Source organism: Enterobacter sp. JMULE2, assembly GCF_013337145.1.
GTDB lineage: Bacteria > Pseudomonadota > Gammaproteobacteria > Enterobacterales > Enterobacteriaceae > Enterobacter > Enterobacter mori.
On record NZ_SGWD01000010.1, the window covers coordinates 1,376,772 to 1,393,570 of the forward strand.

A 16,799-nucleotide genomic window follows, 5' to 3' on the forward strand; every position below is an offset into this window, starting at 1 on the left:
GTTAGGGTGAGGGGGATTTTTATTTACTGTCAGATTTATATTCGTACTCGTAATACCCGTAATCCTGGTATCCGGTCGCGCGGCGGAAGATGGAGTTCAGGATCACCCCTTTCACCTCAATGCCGTTCTGCTCGAAGCGGCTCAGGCTGGTCTCGACTTCCTTCAGCGTGTTCACCGCGTAGCGCGCCACCATCAGCGTGGTGCCTGCATGACGGCCCACCACGGCGGCATCGGTCACGGCCAGAATTGGCGGCGTATCGATCAACACCAGGTCGTAATGCTTACTCGCCCACTCCACCAGCTCGGTGAAGCGTTCGCTCATCAGCAGCTCGGACGGGTTCGGCGGCACCTGACCACGCGGGATCAGGTCAAATTTCGGGATAGAGGTCGGTTTCGCGCTCTCGCTAATCTCCCCTTTGCCGAGCAGGATTTCCGACAGGCCGTTAACGTTGTTGGTGCCCAGCAGCTCATGGGTGTAACCCTTACGCATATCGCAGTCGATCAGCAGCACGCGCTTGTTGGTCTGGCTTACCACCGCCGCCAGGTTGGCACAGACGAAGGTTTTACCGATTGACGGGCTAACGCCGGTCATCATCAGGACGTTGTTTTTCGCCTGCATCATGGCGAAGTGAAGGCTGGTGCGCAGGCTGCGCACTGCTTCAATCGCCAGGTCAGTCGGGTTACCCACGGCCAGCAGCTGGCTCTGTTTGTAACGCTTAACCCCTTTGATGGTTTTGACGCTGTCACGCGATTTTTGCCATTCGGAAAGCGGGATGCTGGCGTACACGTTGATGCCGTGCTCTTCCAGCACCTGCGGACTTTCGATCCCGCGGTTGAACAGCGAGCGCAGCAGCACACCCACGATGGAGAGCATCAGACCGAGAATAATGCTGCCGAGAATAATCAGCGCTTTCTTCGGCTTCAGCACGCCGGGCTGGGTGATGGCAGGGTCGACGATACGCACATCACCCACCGTACTGGCTTCGGTGATCTTCAGCTCCTGCTGTTTGTTCAGCAATTGCATATAGACCTGCTGACCGGATTCCACATCGCGGGTCAGACGCACAATTTCCTGCTGCGTCTTCGGCATGGCGGTCACGCGGTTGTTCAGCTTGGCCTTCTCTTCTTCCAGCGTCTGACGTTTTTCCAGCAGCGTGCGGTAGGCCGGGTGGCGTTTGGTGTAGAGCTTGGAGATTTCCGCCTCTTTGAAGGTCAGTTCATTGAGCTGCGCATCAATGTTCACCATCGAATCAAGAACGGATTTCGCTTCCAGCGGCAGGTCAACGGAGTCTTTGTCCTGACGATAGGCATTCAGCTTGTTCTCTGCGGCATCCAGACGGGAGCGCACTTCCGGCAGCTGTTTGGCGAGGAAGGCCAGGCTTTTTGCGGCTTCCGCAGATTTACGCTCGACGTTCTGCTCAAGGTAGTTGCGGGTAATGCTGTTCAGGATATCGCGGATTTTGTCCTTATCTTCACCGGTGAAGGTCATGCTCAGGACGCCGGTGTCCTTCCCATTTTCGGTGACGGTGAGGTTGTTTTGCAGGTTATTGATCATCCCCAGCGTGGAGAATTTGGTGACGGTAAACTCACCGCCTTCCTGCGCGTGGATTGCACTCACCATCATGCTGACGCCGTCTTTGGTCAACATCTGCCCCACTTCACCGCGCGCGCTAAGGCCCGCGTCGCTGGTCAGCTGGTACTGCTTCGGACCCAGCACCGTCAGGGTAAAGGTCTGATCGCCCGCCCCTTTTGGCAGCACGAAGTCCGTCACTTTGACAGTGTCATTGCTGCGCCCCATCAGGCGATCCCAGCCCGCCCCGAATATCGGGAAGGTGTTTTTGGTGACGGAGATATCAAGCCCGAGGTCGTGCACCGTTTTGCCCAGTACCAGACGCGACTGGATCAGCTGAATTTCAGCGTCAGATGCGGGCGGTTTGTTCGCCAGCGCAGAGCCGATATCCTGTACCAGCGAGTTACCGGTGTTCTGTTCAATTTGCACCAGCGCGTCAGCGCTGTAGATAGGCGTCGCGAACAGCGTATAAACGATCGCCGCCACGGCAAACACGGCGGTGATCCCTATCACCCACCACTTCGCTTCAACAACGGTGCCGACCAGGCGACCAATATCGATTTCATCACTGCCCGAAGTCGGGGCGGCAGAAGGTTTTGTTTTTTCTGTCATTGTTATCCCTGCTGAGCTTTCAGTGCCTGCGCCCACTGACGGGCAGACTGGTCAAGTAAGGTATATACCGCCTCAAATGCCTCACGGCTCTTGCGATACGGATCGGGGATTTCACGCTCGCCATCCCAGTGACCAAACAGCATCACCTTGCCGCGCATCTCCGGTGCGATCTCGCACAGCGCGTGAATGTGGCGTCTTTCCATCGTGAGGATCAGGTCATATTCCCGGCACATCCGGCCTGAGACCTGACGGGCAACATGCCCGTCAAGGGAGAGGTTATGAGCCTGCGCAACGCTCGTCGCACGCTCGTCGGCCCCTTTGCCCACCAGCGCGCCAAGCCCTGCGGACTCCACCGTTAACGCTGGCTCGTACTGCTTCAGCAGCCGCTCAGCCGTGGGGGAACGGCAAATGTTCCCCACGCATACCACCAGAATTTTGTTAAACATCGCGGATTACCAGGTATGAATGTCGCGCGCCGTATCCGTCATGTAGCGAACGCCACTGATGGTTGGCAGCAACTGGTTGATCAGGCGGTTCCAGCGAGCAACCGGCGCGGTGGTAACGTAGACCACATCGTATGGCTGGAGGCGGAACTCCGTTGCCATCACCAGCGACGTCGCGTCAGACATATCCAGCTGGTAGATGTTGGCAATCTTGCCTTTCGTGCCCTCGCCTTTCAGCGGACGGATAACGAAGATACCGCTGGCGTTCGACGAGGTCAGGTCGATGCCTTCCGCGTTGCCCAGCGCTTCGGTCAGGGTCATACCGCTGAAGTCCATCTTGAGGGTGCTCTGTTTCTTCACTTCACCCATCACGAACACTTTCAGATCGTCGTTGCGTGGCACGTACAGAATGTCACCCGGATAGAGCAATCGGTTCTGCGTCAGGTCGCCATTCTGCATCAGCGCCTGCAGCGAAATGCGCTGCTCTTTGCCTTCGTGGGTCAGGACAACGTTGCGCCAGTCGGCACCGTCGGTTAAGCCGCCTGCGGCGTTAATGGCATCCAGAACCGTCAGCGGGACGTTAGTGATGGCCTGCTGGCCGGATTTGTTCACCTGGCCGGAGATATAGGCTTTCTGCGAACGGAAGGCGGCGATATTAACGTCCACCTGCGGGTCAGCGATGTACTGCGCTAAGCGGCCGGTAATATCACTACGGATCTCGGCCAGCGTCTTGCCGACCACATGCACTTTGCCGATGTACGGATAGAACATCGTGCCATCAGACTGAACCCAGTTACCGGTGTCGCTTGAGCTGCGGTACTGGCCCGCTGGGGTCGTCAGTTCCGGGTGGTCCCATACGGTCACGTTGATCACGTCACCCGGTCCTACGCGGTACTGGTAAGAGGCGATTTCCTGGTCCAGCGACATATTCGGCTGGGCAACATTGGGACGCGGACGTAATTGTTCCACCAGACGTGGGGTCAATGGATAAACATTCACCATTTTGTCGAGGTCAAAATCGGCGTCCTGCTGTTTGATCACATCCTTGCCCATAGTTGACATATTGCTGCCGGGAAAGACCGTGCAACCACTCATCAAGGTCACAGACACCAATAATGGCATCAATTTCATTTTGGATTTCATCATTGATTATTTATCACTTTGGCAGAGTAATTATCCTGTGCAATTTAAATAAGCGCGGGTCGTTTTGGCATTCAGAATGCAGTTAAGCAATTAGAAATATAACTGGCATCAGTCCTAAAAAAAGCTTATTCATCCATTGGCTATTGACAGAATAATCGAGGCTGATTCACACGCTTTCAGGCACGCTACCGCCCTTGGCTTTCAGTTACCAATCCACTGACTAAACAATGTGTTATGGATAGACACCCTCTTAAACAAGGTCTTATGGAAATATTTCAGCCACGTTAAATAGCCCGCTGGCAATGAATTGCCACACCATAAGAACGAAACAAAAATAGCAACAAAGAAATTTAACATTTGATGCTGGGAGAATTGTTGCAGCTAACCTAATAGCAGGCAAGGAGACAACCCTCCTAATATCTGTTTTTAAGATTAATATTAAGAGCAAATTTTTGAGGTTTTAGGATTTTCTTTATATTGACAAAATATGCATTAAAACCATTTATTGCGATATATCCTAAATGTGACCCAGTGTAATTAAATCTTCTCCATTACCTTATTTACACGGCTCATTTTTTCATTCGTTTTATCCCCTCTTCTATTAAGAGAAATCTCAGCCTGGCATTGCAATTTCGGTCAGCTTTATCCATGATCGAAGTGTGACATTGCTCATGTAACTGAAGGTATTGCTATTACTATGGAATGGATTGCCGATCCATCAATCTGGGCCGGGCTGGTTACGCTGGTCGTCATCGAATTAGTGCTCGGTATTGATAATCTGGTCTTTATCGCCATCCTCGCCGAAAAGCTGCCCCCTGCGCAGCGCGACCGTGCGCGCGTTACGGGTTTGCTGCTGGCGATGGTGATGCGTTTGCTGCTGCTGGCCTCAATCTCCTGGCTGGTTACCCTCACCACACCGCTGTTTACGCTCTACGGCCTGAGCTTCAGCGCGCGTGACCTGATCATGCTCTTTGGCGGGTTGTTCCTTCTTTTCAAAGCCACGGTTGAACTCAATGAGCGGCTCGAAGGCAAAGACAGCGATAGCCCCACGCAGCGGCGCGGGGCGAAATTCTGGCCGGTGGTGGCGCAGATTGTGGTGCTCGACGCGGTTTTCTCCCTGGACTCCGTCATCACCGCCGTGGGCATGGTCGATCACCTCGCGGTGATGATGGCCGCCGTGATCATCGCCATCACGCTGATGGTAATGGCAAGTAAAGCGCTCACGCGGTTTGTGAACAGCCACCCGACCATCGTGATCCTGTGTCTGAGCTTCCTGCTGATGATTGGTTTCAGCCTGGTCGCCGACGGATTTGGTTTCCACATTCCTAAAGGCTACCTGTACGCGGCGATTGGCTTCTCGGTCATGATCGAATCGCTAAATCAGCTGGCAATCTTTAACCGTCGCCGCTTTCTCTCTGCAAATCAGACACTGCGCCAGCGCACCGCCGATACGGTAATGCGCCTGCTGAGCGGGCGAAAAGAGGATGCCGAGCTGGATGCCGAATCCTCTGCGATGCTGGCCGATCACAGCGACGGGCAGATCTTCGATCCGCAGGAACGACGGATGATTGAGCGGGTGCTCAACCTGAACCAGCGCTCCGTCAGCAGCATCATGACCTCGCGTCACGATATCGAGCATATCGATTTGACGGCGCCGGAAGAGCAAATCCGCGCCTTGCTGGATAAAAACCAGCACACCCGGGTCGTGGTGACGGGCGGTGAAGAGGAAGAGGAGCTGCTGGGCGTGGTGCACGTCATTGACCTGCTACAGCAGCAGCTGCACGGCGAGCCGCTTAATCTGCGCGTGCTGGTGCGCCAGCCGCTGGTGTTCCCGGAAGGACTGCCGTTGCTCTCTGCACTTGAGCAGTTCCGTAACGCGCGGACCCACTTCGCCTTTGTCGTTGATGAGTTTGGTTCTGTGGAAGGGCTGGTGACGCTCAGCGACGTTATGGAAACCATCGCCGGTAATCTGCCGAATGAGGTGGATGAAATAGATGCACGTCATGACATTCAGAAAAACGCAGACGGTACGTGGACGGCTAACGGCCATATGCCGCTGGAAGACCTGGTGCAGTTTGTGCCGCTGCCGCTGGATGAGAAGCGTGAGTATCACACCATTGCGGGTCTGCTGATGGAGTATTTACAGCGTATCCCGCAGCCGGGGGAAGAGGTTCAGGTAGGCGACTATCTGCTGAAAACGCTGCAAATTGAAAACCATCGCGTGCAGAAAGTGCAGCTCATTCCACTGCGGGATGAGGAAGAAATGGATTTTGAGGTGTAAAAAAGCCGGGTGGCGCTTCGGTATGAACCGGAAACATGGGTAACACTTTAGACCGGATACATGGGTAACAGTTATAACTGGCATAGAAGAGGAGACTCGCTATGCCCTGGACTGAGACCCGACCTATGCAACGCCTTGATTTTATCCGTGCCTGCCATGCAGGTACGGACTCCTTCTCCGCGCTTTGCCGTCTTTTTGGCATCAGCCGTAAAACCGGCTATAAATGGCTTCAGCGTTTTGACCCCGCTGACCTGTCATCTCTCTCTGACCGGTCGCGCGCGCCACACTCCCACTCCCGGACGGTTCCTGATGATATCGCCGGACAGCTTACGGCCCTGAGGCAAAAACACCCTGACTGGGGCCCCAAAAAACTGCGGATGTGGTTGCTCAATCATCATGTCGATTTTACCGTACCTGCTGCCAGCACTATCGGCGATATCCTCAAGCGTGAAGGCCTGGTTCCGGATAAAAAGCGAAAACGCAGGGCCCCGGGCAATCGCCGGCCCCTGACCACCATCAGTGAGAACAACCAGGTCTGGAGCGCTGATTTTAAAGGCAAGTTCAGGTTGCTGAGCAGAGAGTACTGCCATCCCTTCACCCTGACCGACAATCACAGCCGGTATCTTCTGAGCTGCCGGGGAACGGACAGGGAGAGCGAGCCCTTCGTCAGACAGTGCCTGACGGATGCGTTCCTGGAATACGGTCTGCCGGAAGTGCTCAGAACCGATAACGGTCAGCCCTTCGCGGGAACAGGGATAGCCGGACTAAGTCGTCTTGCCGTCTGGCTAATCAAGCTGGGCATCAGGCCTGAGCGTATCAGGAAGGGGCATCCGGAAGAAAATGGCCGTCATGAGCGAATGCACCGCTCCCTGAAAAGTGCGGTGAAACAGGGCAACACCTTCATGACGATGGAAGAACAACAGCGGTGGTTCAGTGGCTACCGGGAAGAATTTAACCACGAAAGGCCGCATGAAGCCCTGGCGGGTGCAACGCCCGGAACGGTATGGCACCCCTCGAACCGACACTGGGATGGCCGTGTTCCTGAATACGCGTATCCGGAAGGCGGTACGGTCTACAGGGTAAAATCGCGGGGGACACTCTATATGGGGAAAAAGGGGACGGTGTTCCTGAGTGAAGCGCTGACTGATGAGTACATCATGCTGGAAGAACAGGATGATGGCCTTGAGGCCATCATCTTTAACGGAATAACGCTTGCGTACTACGACCGAAAAACCGAGAGTGTGCTCCGGATAGACTGAAAAGTGTTACCTATGTTCCCGGTCTGATCTGTCACCTATGTATCCGGTCATACACTTCGCTTACCCGGCCTACGAACTACGGGTAGGCCGGGTAAGGCGTAGCCGCCACCCGGCACCACTGACATCAAAGCTTATCTAACAGCTTCTTCACGTCCTTGCCGGTTTGGGAATCTTTATTGCGATCCGCCCAGCTATTCAGCCGACGTTTTGCTTCGTCCTGCAGATGCTTACGCAAGATCTGATCGACCTGCAGGCTGTAATTCAGCGCCTGCCATTTACCGTAAACGTTCAGCGGGATCGGCGTTTCTTTCAGGAAATCGATAAGCTCGCCTTCGCCTTCCCATCCGGAAAGCACACGAACGTTAAACCGCGTATCCGCCGTCTCTTCCACTAAATCCAGCTTGCCCTCCCCCGTCAACGACAGCAAAGAAGATGTTCCCTGCATCTCGTCCAGGGACAGCTTTCCGTTATCCAGGGTCAGCTCACTGGTAAAGTTATCGAGACGCGTTGCGCTATCGTAGTTTTCTTGCGCTTTGACATTGCTGCTGCGCTCTACCGCCTGTTGCACCAGCTGCTGGAAGTTGAGGCCTTCCATTCGGGTGTCTTTCAGCTCAACGTGCGCCTGACCCTGCCAGTCGCGGCGAAATGCCTCCGCGTCAATCTTCGTGCCGGAGAAATCCCCCGCCAGCGTCAGCTGCCCCGTGAGGTCAATCGGATAGTTGAAGGCTTTGAGGATCGCCCCGATCTCAATGTTTTCAAGGCGTGGCTGGAATTCGGCGCTGGCCACGTCTTTGCGCACGTCCAGCGTACCCGGCAGCGACATGTTCCCCGCCCCCATCTTGCCGCTGAGTTCAGAGATCACCAGCAGGCCATTATGGTTGAACATCTGGCTGCTGACATCGGTGAAATCAATACCGCGCCAGCGTACGCTGTTGGCTTTCAGCAGTATATCGGCGGTAAATCCGCGCAGACCGTTGTAATTGGGCTGATCGAGATTTGAGGAGATCACCGGACGCGGTTTCGCGGCCTGGCTTTGCCCTGTCTGCGCGACATCGCCGTCAGCCGCAGCGTTCGGCTGCGGTGGCAGCAGGTTTTCCAGGTTCAGCTTGTCGAACTGCAGGTCAAAAACCCATTTCGGTTTTTCAGCAAGCGAGACGCTCGCCTGCCCTTTCAGGGTACTGTCGTTGGCCTGCAGGTTGAGCGCGTTTAGCTCCAGCTGCTTGTTTTCTTCATGCCAGACGGCCTGCAGCGTACCCTGACCGGTAATCCCTGCTGTCGGCAGGTCTGCACCCGTCAGCTGCCAGTTCAGCTGCTGGACATCCGCCGTCAGACGATGGGGATAGTCCGACGCGTTCACGTTAGCGTTCATGGAGAGGTTCAAATCGCGCTGATCGCGGTTGACCCGCCCGGAGAACTCCACGGTGGCGATATGGTTGGCGTCCTGCTCCATCTTGAGGTTGATGTTGCGCACGGTGACCTGCTCGTCACCTTCATGCTGGAAGACCAGCACGCTATCGGCCACTTTCAGGTTACCTATATCGAACGACCAGCCGGTATCAGACGGCTCATCCGGCAAGGTATTTTCGCGTGGCGCGACGGGGGCATCCGCTTTACGCACAGCCTCAGTTTGGGGAGTCAGCTGGATCACCGCCCCTTTCAGCATCACCTGGTCAACCTGAAGCTGATGCGAGAAGAGCGGGATCAAAGCCACATCAAGGCGCATATTGTCTGCCGACACCAGCGGCTGAGACGCCCCTGGCGCGGTTAACGACATACGACCCGAGAGAATGCTGAGTTGCGGCCAGACGTGCCAGCGCAGCGGCCCGTCCAGCTTCAGTTCATACCCGCTGCGTGCTTCGACCTGCCGCACCATATAAGCACGGAAATCATTGGGGTTAACCAGCAGCACCAACGCAGAAAGGCCAGCCACCAGTACCACCAGCAAAATCATCAGCGTTGTCAGAACTCTTCTCATGGCATCCTCAGTGAACGAACAATCAGTCTTTATCAATACGACTGGCAACCGCACCCTGCTGGTCGCGATATTTCGCGTCCTGACGGCGGTTGTAAGGACGATCTGCCGGGCCGGTCAGCGGCTCAAAGCTCAACGCGCCAATCATCATGCCCGGGCGCAGCGCCAGAGGCAATTTGCCGGCGTTGAAGAACTCCAGCACGATGCGGCCAGACCAGCCGGGATCGATACGATGAGCGGTGACGTGAACCATCAGGCCCAGGCGTGCCAGCGAAGAGCGGCCATCCAGCCAGCCCACCAGATCGGCAGGCAGCGTCACCGATTCAAAGGTCACTGCCAGCGCCAGCTCACCGGGATGCAGATAAAACGCCTCGCCCTCATCAAGGACGATTTCGTCACTCATCACGCGATCGAGCGCGGCGCTGACTTCATCTTTCGGCCCGCTGAGATCGATAAACGGTGCCGTGTGGCCGCTGAAGGTGCGGAATTTATTCCCCAGGCGCACGTCAACGGTGACACCGTTAATGCGCTCTACCGGCGGACGCGGGGTGATAGACAGGCGGCCTTCATCCAGCCAGGCTTCTATATCGCGGTCACAAAGACGCATGGCACTTTCTCCTTTCGTGCATCGTGCCCCGCAACCGTAGGGTCGCAGGGCAAAACCAGGTTATCTCTGAACGGTACACAATTCGCGCGGCTTATTCAAAAAACTGGCTGATTTTCGCTTTTAAGATATCAATAGCAATACGGTTTTTACCGCCACGAGGCACGATAATATCGGCGTATTGCTTAGATGGCTCGATAAATTGCAGGAACATTGGACGCACGGTTTTCTGGTATTGCGCCATGACGGAGTCCATGGAACGACCGCGTTCGTTAACGTCGCGCTTGATGCGGCGCATCAGACAGATATCCAGCGGCGTATCGACGAAAATGGAGAAATTCATCGATTCACGCAGACGCGCATCCGTCAGCAGCAGGATGCCTTCAAGGATAATGACTTTTTTCGGTTCAATGTGAACCGTTTCCTGCGTGCGGGTGTGCTCTACGTAGCTGTAGACCGGCAGTTCAATGGCCGTACCGTTTTTAAGCGACTGAAGATGCTGGAACAACAAGCTGTGATCCATCGCACTGGGGTGGTCGTAGTTGGTTTTGACGCGCTCTTCCATCGAAAGATGGGATTGGTCTTTGTAATAGCTGTCTTCGGGAATGACGCCGATGTGCTCATCACCGACTTGTTCACGCAATTCGCGATAAAGCGTACTGGCAATTAGACTCTTACCTGAAGCCGATGCGCCGGCGATGCCTATGATGACGCACTGATGAGACTTATCAGTCATAAATTTAGCGACCTGATTAACCTGGATGTTAAGGAAGGACGACGCCGGAGCGTCAAACGCGGCAATTATAGGGATTTCGCGGGCGTGATACCAGTCGAAAGCGCAGGTTATGCGAGACTGCCTGAAAAGTCTCTTTTTACTCCCTGTGTGAAATTTTAATGCCTGCTTTTTCGGCGTTCACCCGGAATTTTTCCCGGAGTAACTATTTAATAAGTCTATGATGTCAAAATCTGAGCAGTCAGCATATGATTTGTAAATTGTTTGTACTAGCATAAACGAAATTAATCCTTTCACGCGCCCGGACCTCGCTCCTGACGGCATGGCGTCCCTGGATAGAGCGGTAATGAATAAACAATACCAACGGGTTTTGGTTACCACCCCACATCCTTTATTACGACTTGTCTGCCTGGGTCTGGTCACCTTCATTTTTACCTTATTTTCACTCGAGCTGACCCGCTTTGGTACGCTGCTGGCACCGCTGTGGTTCCCGACATCCATCATGATGGTGGCCTTTTATCGCCACGCCGGGAAAATGTGGCCGGGTATTGCGTTGGCCTGTTCGTTCGGCAATATTCTGGCCTCGTGGATGCTGTTCTCATGGGGATCCCTCAACCTCGTCTATACCTTTGTGAATATTATCGAGGCGTGCGTTGGGGCGTTACTGTTACGCAAACTGCTCCCCTGGTACAACCCGCTGCAGAACCTGAACGACTGGATCCGCCTGGCCGTGGGCAGTGCGTTGATCCCGCCTCTTGTGGGCGGGGTACTGGTTTATTTACTGGTACCGAACACTGAACCCCTGCGTAATTTCCTCATCTGGGTGTTGTCGGAATCCATCGGCGCGCTGGCGCTGGTGCCATTAGGACTGCTGTTTAAACCACACTACCTGCTGCGTCACCGTAACCCGAAACTGCTGCTGGAAACACTGGTGACGACGGTGATAACGCTGGTGCTCTGTTGGGCGGCGATCACCTGGCTCCCGTGGCCTTTCACCTGCGTCATCGTTCTGCTGATGTGGAGCGCCGTTCGCCTGCCGCGGATGGAAGCCTACCTGGTATTTTTAGCCACTATCATGATGGTCTCCCTGATGATGGCAAGAAATCCGGCGTCCATAACGCCGCAGAATGTTATCGTTGCGTTCAACGCCCCCTGGCTCCCCTTCCTGATGATGCTGCTGCCCGCCAACGTCATGACTATGGTGATGTACGCGTTTCGCGCCGAACGCAAGCACATCACCGAAAGCGAAGAGCGTTTTCGTAATGCGATGGAGTATTCCGCCATCGGTATGGCGCTGGTGGGGATCGAAGGCCAGTGGCTGCAGGCCAACAAAGCGTTATGCAATTTCCTTGGCTATAGTCAGACGGAGCTTCAGTCCCTCACCTTCCAGCAGTTGACCTGGCCTGAGGATTTGAACACCGACCTGGAGCAACTTGAGCAACTGGTAAGCGGCGAAATTAATACCTACACGCTGGAGAAACGCTATTACACCCGTAACGGCGAGGTTGTCTGGGCGCTGCTCGCCGTCTCCGTTGTTCGTCATGCTGACGGTACGCCGCTCTATTTTATCGCCCAGATTGAAGATATTAACGACCTGAAACAAACCGAGTGGGTCAACAAACGCCTGATGGAGCGCATTACGCTCGCCAACGAAGCGGGCGGGATTGGCATCTGGGAGTGGGATCTGGAGCCGGATATTATTAGCTGGGACAAGCGGATGTTCGAGCTTTACGAAATCCCACCGCACATCAAACCGACCTGGCAGCTCTGGCATGACGCCATGGTGCCAGAAGACCGGGAGCATGCTGAAAAAGTGCTGCGCGATTCATTAATCGCAAGGCTGCCGTTTAAGCTGGAATTTCGCATTCGGGTGAAGGACGGCATTCGCCACATTCGCTCGCTGGCCAATCGGGTGCTGAACAAGCAGGGCGAGGTGGAACGCCTGCTCGGCATCAATATGGATATGACCGAGGTGAAGCAGCTTAACGAAGCCCTGTTCCAGGAAAAGGAACGTCTGCATATTACGCTCGACTCCATCGGTGAAGCGGTGATCTGTACCGACATCGACATGAACGTCACCTTTATGAACCCGGTCGCCGAGAAGATGAGCGGCTGGCCGCAAACCGAGGCCATCGGGCAACCGATCCTGCGCGTGCTGCACATTACCTTTGGCGAAAATGGACCGTTGATGGAGAACATCCACAGCGGCGATATGTCACGGTCCGATATCGAACAGGACGTGGTGCTCAACTGCCGCAACGGCGGGAGCTTCGACATTCACTACAGCATCACTCCATTAAGTACACTGGACGGGCACAATATTGGATCCGTACTGGTGATTCAGGACGTGACCGAGTCGCGCAAAATGCTGCGCCAGCTGAGCTATAGCGCATCCCATGATGCGCTAACCCGGCTCGCAAACCGCGTCAGTTTCGAGAACCATCTCAAACGTCTGCTGCAAACGGTGCAGGAGACGCACCAGCGTCATGCGCTGGTGTTTATCGATCTCGATCGCTTCAAAGCCGTTAACGATACGGCAGGTCATGCCGCGGGCGACGCCCTTCTGCGGGAACTCTCATCCCTCATGCTGACCATGCTACGCTCCAGCGATGTTCTGGCGCGACTGGGCGGGGATGAGTTTGGTCTCCTGCTGCCGGACTGCAATCTCGAAAGCGCGCGCTATATCGCGGGGCGGCTGATTAACACCATCAATAACTATCACTTCACGTGGGAAGGACGGCTGCACCGGATCGGCGCCAGCGCGGGTATCACGCTGATTGATGAGAGTAACCATCAGGCGGCGGAAGTGATGTCTCAGGCAGATATCGCCTGTTATGCCTCGAAAAACAGCGGACGTGGTGTGGTCACGCTCTACGAGCCACAGCAGGAGCGGATCCACAGCAACCGCAGCATGATGTCCCTGGACGAGCAGTGGCATATGATCAAAGACAATCATCTGATGATGATCGCCCGCAGCGTCGCCTCCCCGCGCATTCCGGAAAGCGCCAGCTTCTGGCTGCTGTCGCTCCGCCTGTGGACCAGCCAGGGTGAAATGCAGGAAGAGCATGCCTTCCGCTCAGGTCTGGCAGAGCCTGAACTGCTGCACGCCCTCGACAGGCGGATCTTCAACGAGTTCTTCCGTACCTTTGCCGCGCCCGTCGCCGCAAAAGGCATGGGCGTTGCCCTGCCGCTCTCGGAAGCCGGATTAGCCAGCGTCACGCTGGTGGATGAACTGCTCGATTTGCTTGAGAAAAGCCCGCTGCCCGGCCGTCTGCTGCATCTGGTTATCCCGGTTGACGTGGTGCGCAACCCGGATGAAAACGCGCAGCGTAATTTGCAAAAACTCCGCCATGCGGGCTGCCGCGTGGTGTTAAGCCACGTGGGACGCGATATGAATGACGTTAACCACCTGAGCCCCAACATGGCTGATTATCTGATGCTGGATACCGACGTGGTTAACAACGTTCACGGCAATTTGATGGACGAAATGATGGTGACCATTATCCAGGGGCACGCTCAGCGTCTGGGGATGAAAACCCTGGCGGGACCCTGTCATCAGCCGATCGTCATGGATACGCTTTCAGGCATTGGTATCGACTTCATTTACGGCGATACCATCGCTGAAGCGCAGCCGCTGGAGCTACTGCTGAATACCAGTTACTTCGCCATTAATTAAGGGTGACCAGCCGTCCGTATACCAGATGTGTAACAGCGCATAGGAGCGCCACGGCTGCCAGCGTTCGGCATAGCGACGGATTTGCGCGGGCGTCATGCCCGCGAAGCGCTGCTTAATCAGATAATCATCCGGCAGAAAGACATCTTTCGCCTGCCACCCGCGCAGGGCCAGATAGTTTGCCGTCCAGCGACCAATTCCCGGCCGCTGCTGTAGCGCCTTCATTCCGGCCTCAATATCCGCGGGCGGGGAAAGCGGAAACGTCCCGTCGATCGCCGACTGTGCAAGATGAATCAACGACTCCGCCCGCTTTACCGGCATGCCTAAGGCTTTCAGCGCCATTGGATCCGCTGCCGCCAGCGCGTCCGGCGTGGGGAAACAGAGATAGCCCGGACAATCCGCCACCGGCTCGCCGCACAGCGCCACCACCCGCGACGTCAGTTTCGCCGCCATCGCCACGCTCACCAGCTGCCCAAGAATGGCCCGCACGCCCTGTTCGTAGGCATCCATTGCCCCTGGCAAACGCAAGCCCGGCCGCACGGCACCGAGATCGCCCAGCGTATCCGCGATGAGCTGTGGGTTACAGGCGAGATCGAACAGGCGCGCTATACGTTCAAGGCAGGTCTGCGCAACCGGGATAAGTCCCGGACTGAGCGTCACGACCAGCGTATGGGCCGCGGTATCTGGCGTCACGCGAAAGACACCCCGATGGCCATCGCAGGCGAAACTGCGTTCGTAGTAGTTGCCCGTGACGGTTTCAATGCCCGTGACCGCACGCGCGCCAAGAAAGCTAAACATCCACTGCCAGTCGTAAGGGGGTTGCCAGGTCAGGGTGTACATCGTCTCTCCTTTTGGGTTCTCCACAGCATAAACGGAAAGGTCCTGTTTCGCCTTGCTTTCATATTCCTGTTGTCGCCATGAAGACATTTCGTTAAAGTCTCGCCCCTTCTCACTGGCATGGGGATTCATCGTGTTTATTGGATTCGACTACGGTACGGCAAACTGCTCGGTTGCGATTATGCAAAACGGACAGCCACAGCTCCTGAAAATGGAAAAAGAGAGCACGCTGTTGCCGTCAATGCTCTGCGCGCCAACGCGCGAAGCGGTCAGCGAATGGCTGTTCCGCCATCACCAGGTTCCTGCTACCGCAGCGGAAACCCAGGCGCTGCTGCGCCGTGCGGTCAGCTTTAACCGTGAAGAAGATATCGACGTTACGCCGTCCAGCGTACAGTTCGGTCTCTCCTCGCTCGGTCACTATATTGAAGATCCGGAAGAGGTTTACTTCGTCAAATCACCGAAATCCTTCCTGGGTGCCAGCGGCCTGAAGCCGCAGCAGGTGGCGATGTTTGAAGATCTGGTATGCGCCATGATGCTGCACATCAGAAATCAGGCGCAGACCCAGGTGCCGGATGCCATCACCCAGGCGGTGATTGGTCGCCCGATTAACTTCCAGGGGCTGGGCGGCGACGAGGCCAACCAGCAGGCGCAGGGGATCCTTGAGCGTGCGGCGCACCGCGCGGGCTTCCGCGACGTGGTGTTCCAGTACGAGCCCGTTGCCGCCGGGCTGGATTTTGAAGCCACGTTGACGGAAGAAAAACGCGTATTAGTCGTGGATATCGGCGGGGGCACCACGGACTGCTCGCTGCTGCTGATGGGGCCAGAGTGGCATAACCGTCGCGATCGTGAAAATAGCCTGCTCGGGCACAGCGGCTGCCGCGTAGGCGGTAACGATCTGGATATCGCGCTGGCATTCAAGAGCCTGATGCCGCTGCTCGGCATGGGCGGTCAAACGGAAAAAGGCATCGCCCTGCCGATCCTGCCGTGGTGGAACGCGATTGCCATTAACGACGTGCCTGCGCAAAGTGATTTTTACAGCACCGCGAACGGCCGATTCCTGAACGACCTGGTGCGCGACGCGCAGGACGCCGACAAGGTCGCGCTGCTGTATAAAGTGTGGCGTCAGCGCCTGAGCTACCGCGTGGTACGTACTGCGGAAGAGAGTAAAATTGCGCTTTCCGACCGCGCAGAACATGCGGTCTCGCTGCCGTTTATCAGTGACGATCTGGCTACGGCGATTTCGCAGGACGGGCTGGAAACCGCACTTGCTCAGCCGCTGCAGCGCATTCTGGAACAGGTGCAGCTGGCGCTGGAAAACGGCAACGAGAAGCCGGATGTTATCTATCTGACCGGGGGTAGCGCACGGTCGCCGCTGATCAAGAAAGCGCTGGCAGAACAGCTGCCGGGCATTCCGATTGCCGGTGGGGATGACTTTGGCTCCGTTACCGCAGGGCTGGCGCGCTGGGCACAGGTGATGTTTAGGTAGGGCTGCTGTGCCGGGTGGCGGCTTCGCCTTACCCGGCCTACAAAATCCTCGAACCGTTGGCCGGGTAAGCGAAGCGCCACCCGGCTAAAAAGATCGCCACACTCAGACCATTCCTGACAGTCTTCCATATTTCCTCCATTTTTCCGCTGTGTTAGCTGACTAAACTAGTATCATTCCCCGAAGTGT

The 16,799-nt window shown here is 55.8% G+C and carries 11 protein-coding genes; 4 read left to right on the forward strand and 7 right to left on the reverse strand.

The genetic code is table 11. The features are described 5' to 3' along the window. Window positions 1–19: 19 nt before the first annotated feature. From wzc to EXW94_RS07405, 3 genes are read right to left on the reverse strand one after another with little or no spacing between them, the layout of a single operon-like run. Window positions 20–2,182: a tyrosine-protein kinase Wzc gene (gene wzc / locus EXW94_RS07395; protein ID WP_089598067.1), complete on the reverse strand. Its 2,163-nt coding sequence runs from the start codon at window positions 2,180–2,182 to the stop codon at window positions 20–22. 2 nt (window positions 2,183–2,184) lie between these two features. Next, window positions 2,185–2,628 (reverse strand): low molecular weight protein-tyrosine-phosphatase Wzb, encoded by a 444-nt coding sequence (gene wzb, locus EXW94_RS07400; protein ID WP_010431923.1) that lies wholly within the window; start codon window positions 2,626–2,628, stop codon window positions 2,185–2,187. A 6-nt stretch (window positions 2,629–2,634) separates the two neighbouring features. After that, on the reverse strand, window positions 2,635–3,771 hold the full coding sequence (locus EXW94_RS07405; RefSeq protein ID WP_063144532.1) for a polysaccharide export protein: 1,137 nt from the start codon (window positions 3,769–3,771) through the stop codon (window positions 2,635–2,637). Window positions 3,772–4,465: 694 nt separating this feature from the next. Here EXW94_RS07405 and EXW94_RS07410 point away from each other — a divergent pair. Both EXW94_RS07410 and EXW94_RS07415 read left to right on the forward strand, forming a co-directional pair. Beyond that, the gene (locus tag EXW94_RS07410; protein ID WP_120157864.1) at window positions 4,466–6,049 is read left to right on the forward strand and encodes a TerC family protein; all 1,584 of its coding nucleotides are present in this window, start codon (window positions 4,466–4,468) and stop codon (window positions 6,047–6,049) included. Window positions 6,050–6,150: 101 nt separating this feature from the next. Beyond that, window positions 6,151–7,308 carry a DDE-type integrase/transposase/recombinase gene (locus EXW94_RS07415; protein WP_174339812.1) on the forward strand — a complete coding sequence of 386 codons (1,158 nt, stop codon included), beginning with the start codon at window positions 6,151–6,153 and terminating at the stop codon, window positions 7,306–7,308. Window positions 7,309–7,432: 124 nt separating this feature from the next. On the opposite strand, the gene asmA is transcribed toward EXW94_RS07415, so the two are convergent. The 3 genes from asmA to udk all read right to left on the reverse strand — a co-directional run bounded on the left by asmA (window position 7,433) and on the right by udk (window position 10,620). Beyond that, window positions 7,433–9,283 (reverse strand): outer membrane assembly protein AsmA, encoded by a 1,851-nt coding sequence (gene asmA / locus EXW94_RS07420; protein WP_174339813.1) that lies wholly within the window; start codon window positions 9,281–9,283, stop codon window positions 7,433–7,435. 22 nt (window positions 9,284–9,305) lie between these two features. Further along, the gene (gene dcd, locus EXW94_RS07425; RefSeq protein WP_006176323.1) at window positions 9,306–9,887 is read right to left on the reverse strand and encodes a dCTP deaminase; all 582 of its coding nucleotides are present in this window, start codon (window positions 9,885–9,887) and stop codon (window positions 9,306–9,308) included. 91 nt (window positions 9,888–9,978) lie between these two features. Further along, a complete protein-coding gene (gene udk / locus EXW94_RS07430) occupies window positions 9,979–10,620 on the reverse strand; it encodes a uridine kinase (protein WP_010431898.1) in 642 nt (213 codons plus the stop codon). A gap of 343 nt (window positions 10,621–10,963) precedes the next feature. Here udk and EXW94_RS07435 point away from each other — a divergent pair, with 343 nt between their 5' ends. Further along, window positions 10,964–14,293: a diguanylate cyclase gene (locus tag EXW94_RS07435; RefSeq protein WP_174339814.1), complete on the forward strand. Its 3,330-nt coding sequence runs from the start codon at window positions 10,964–10,966 to the stop codon at window positions 14,291–14,293. Here the strand turns inward: EXW94_RS07435 and alkA are convergent. Then, window positions 14,258–15,130, reverse strand: a complete 873-nt coding sequence (gene alkA / locus EXW94_RS07440; protein WP_174339815.1) for a DNA-3-methyladenine glycosylase 2 — start codon at window positions 15,128–15,130, stop codon at window positions 14,258–14,260. The two genes, EXW94_RS07435 and alkA, sit on opposite strands and share 36 nt — an antisense overlap. A gap of 130 nt (window positions 15,131–15,260) precedes the next feature. On the opposite strand from alkA, the gene yegD reads away from it, so the two are divergent. Continuing rightward, complete coding sequence (yegD, locus tag EXW94_RS07445; protein ID WP_108416551.1) at window positions 15,261–16,613, forward strand: molecular chaperone; 1,353 nt, start codon at window positions 15,261–15,263, stop codon at window positions 16,611–16,613. The last annotated feature ends 186 nt before the right edge of the window (window positions 16,614–16,799 follow it).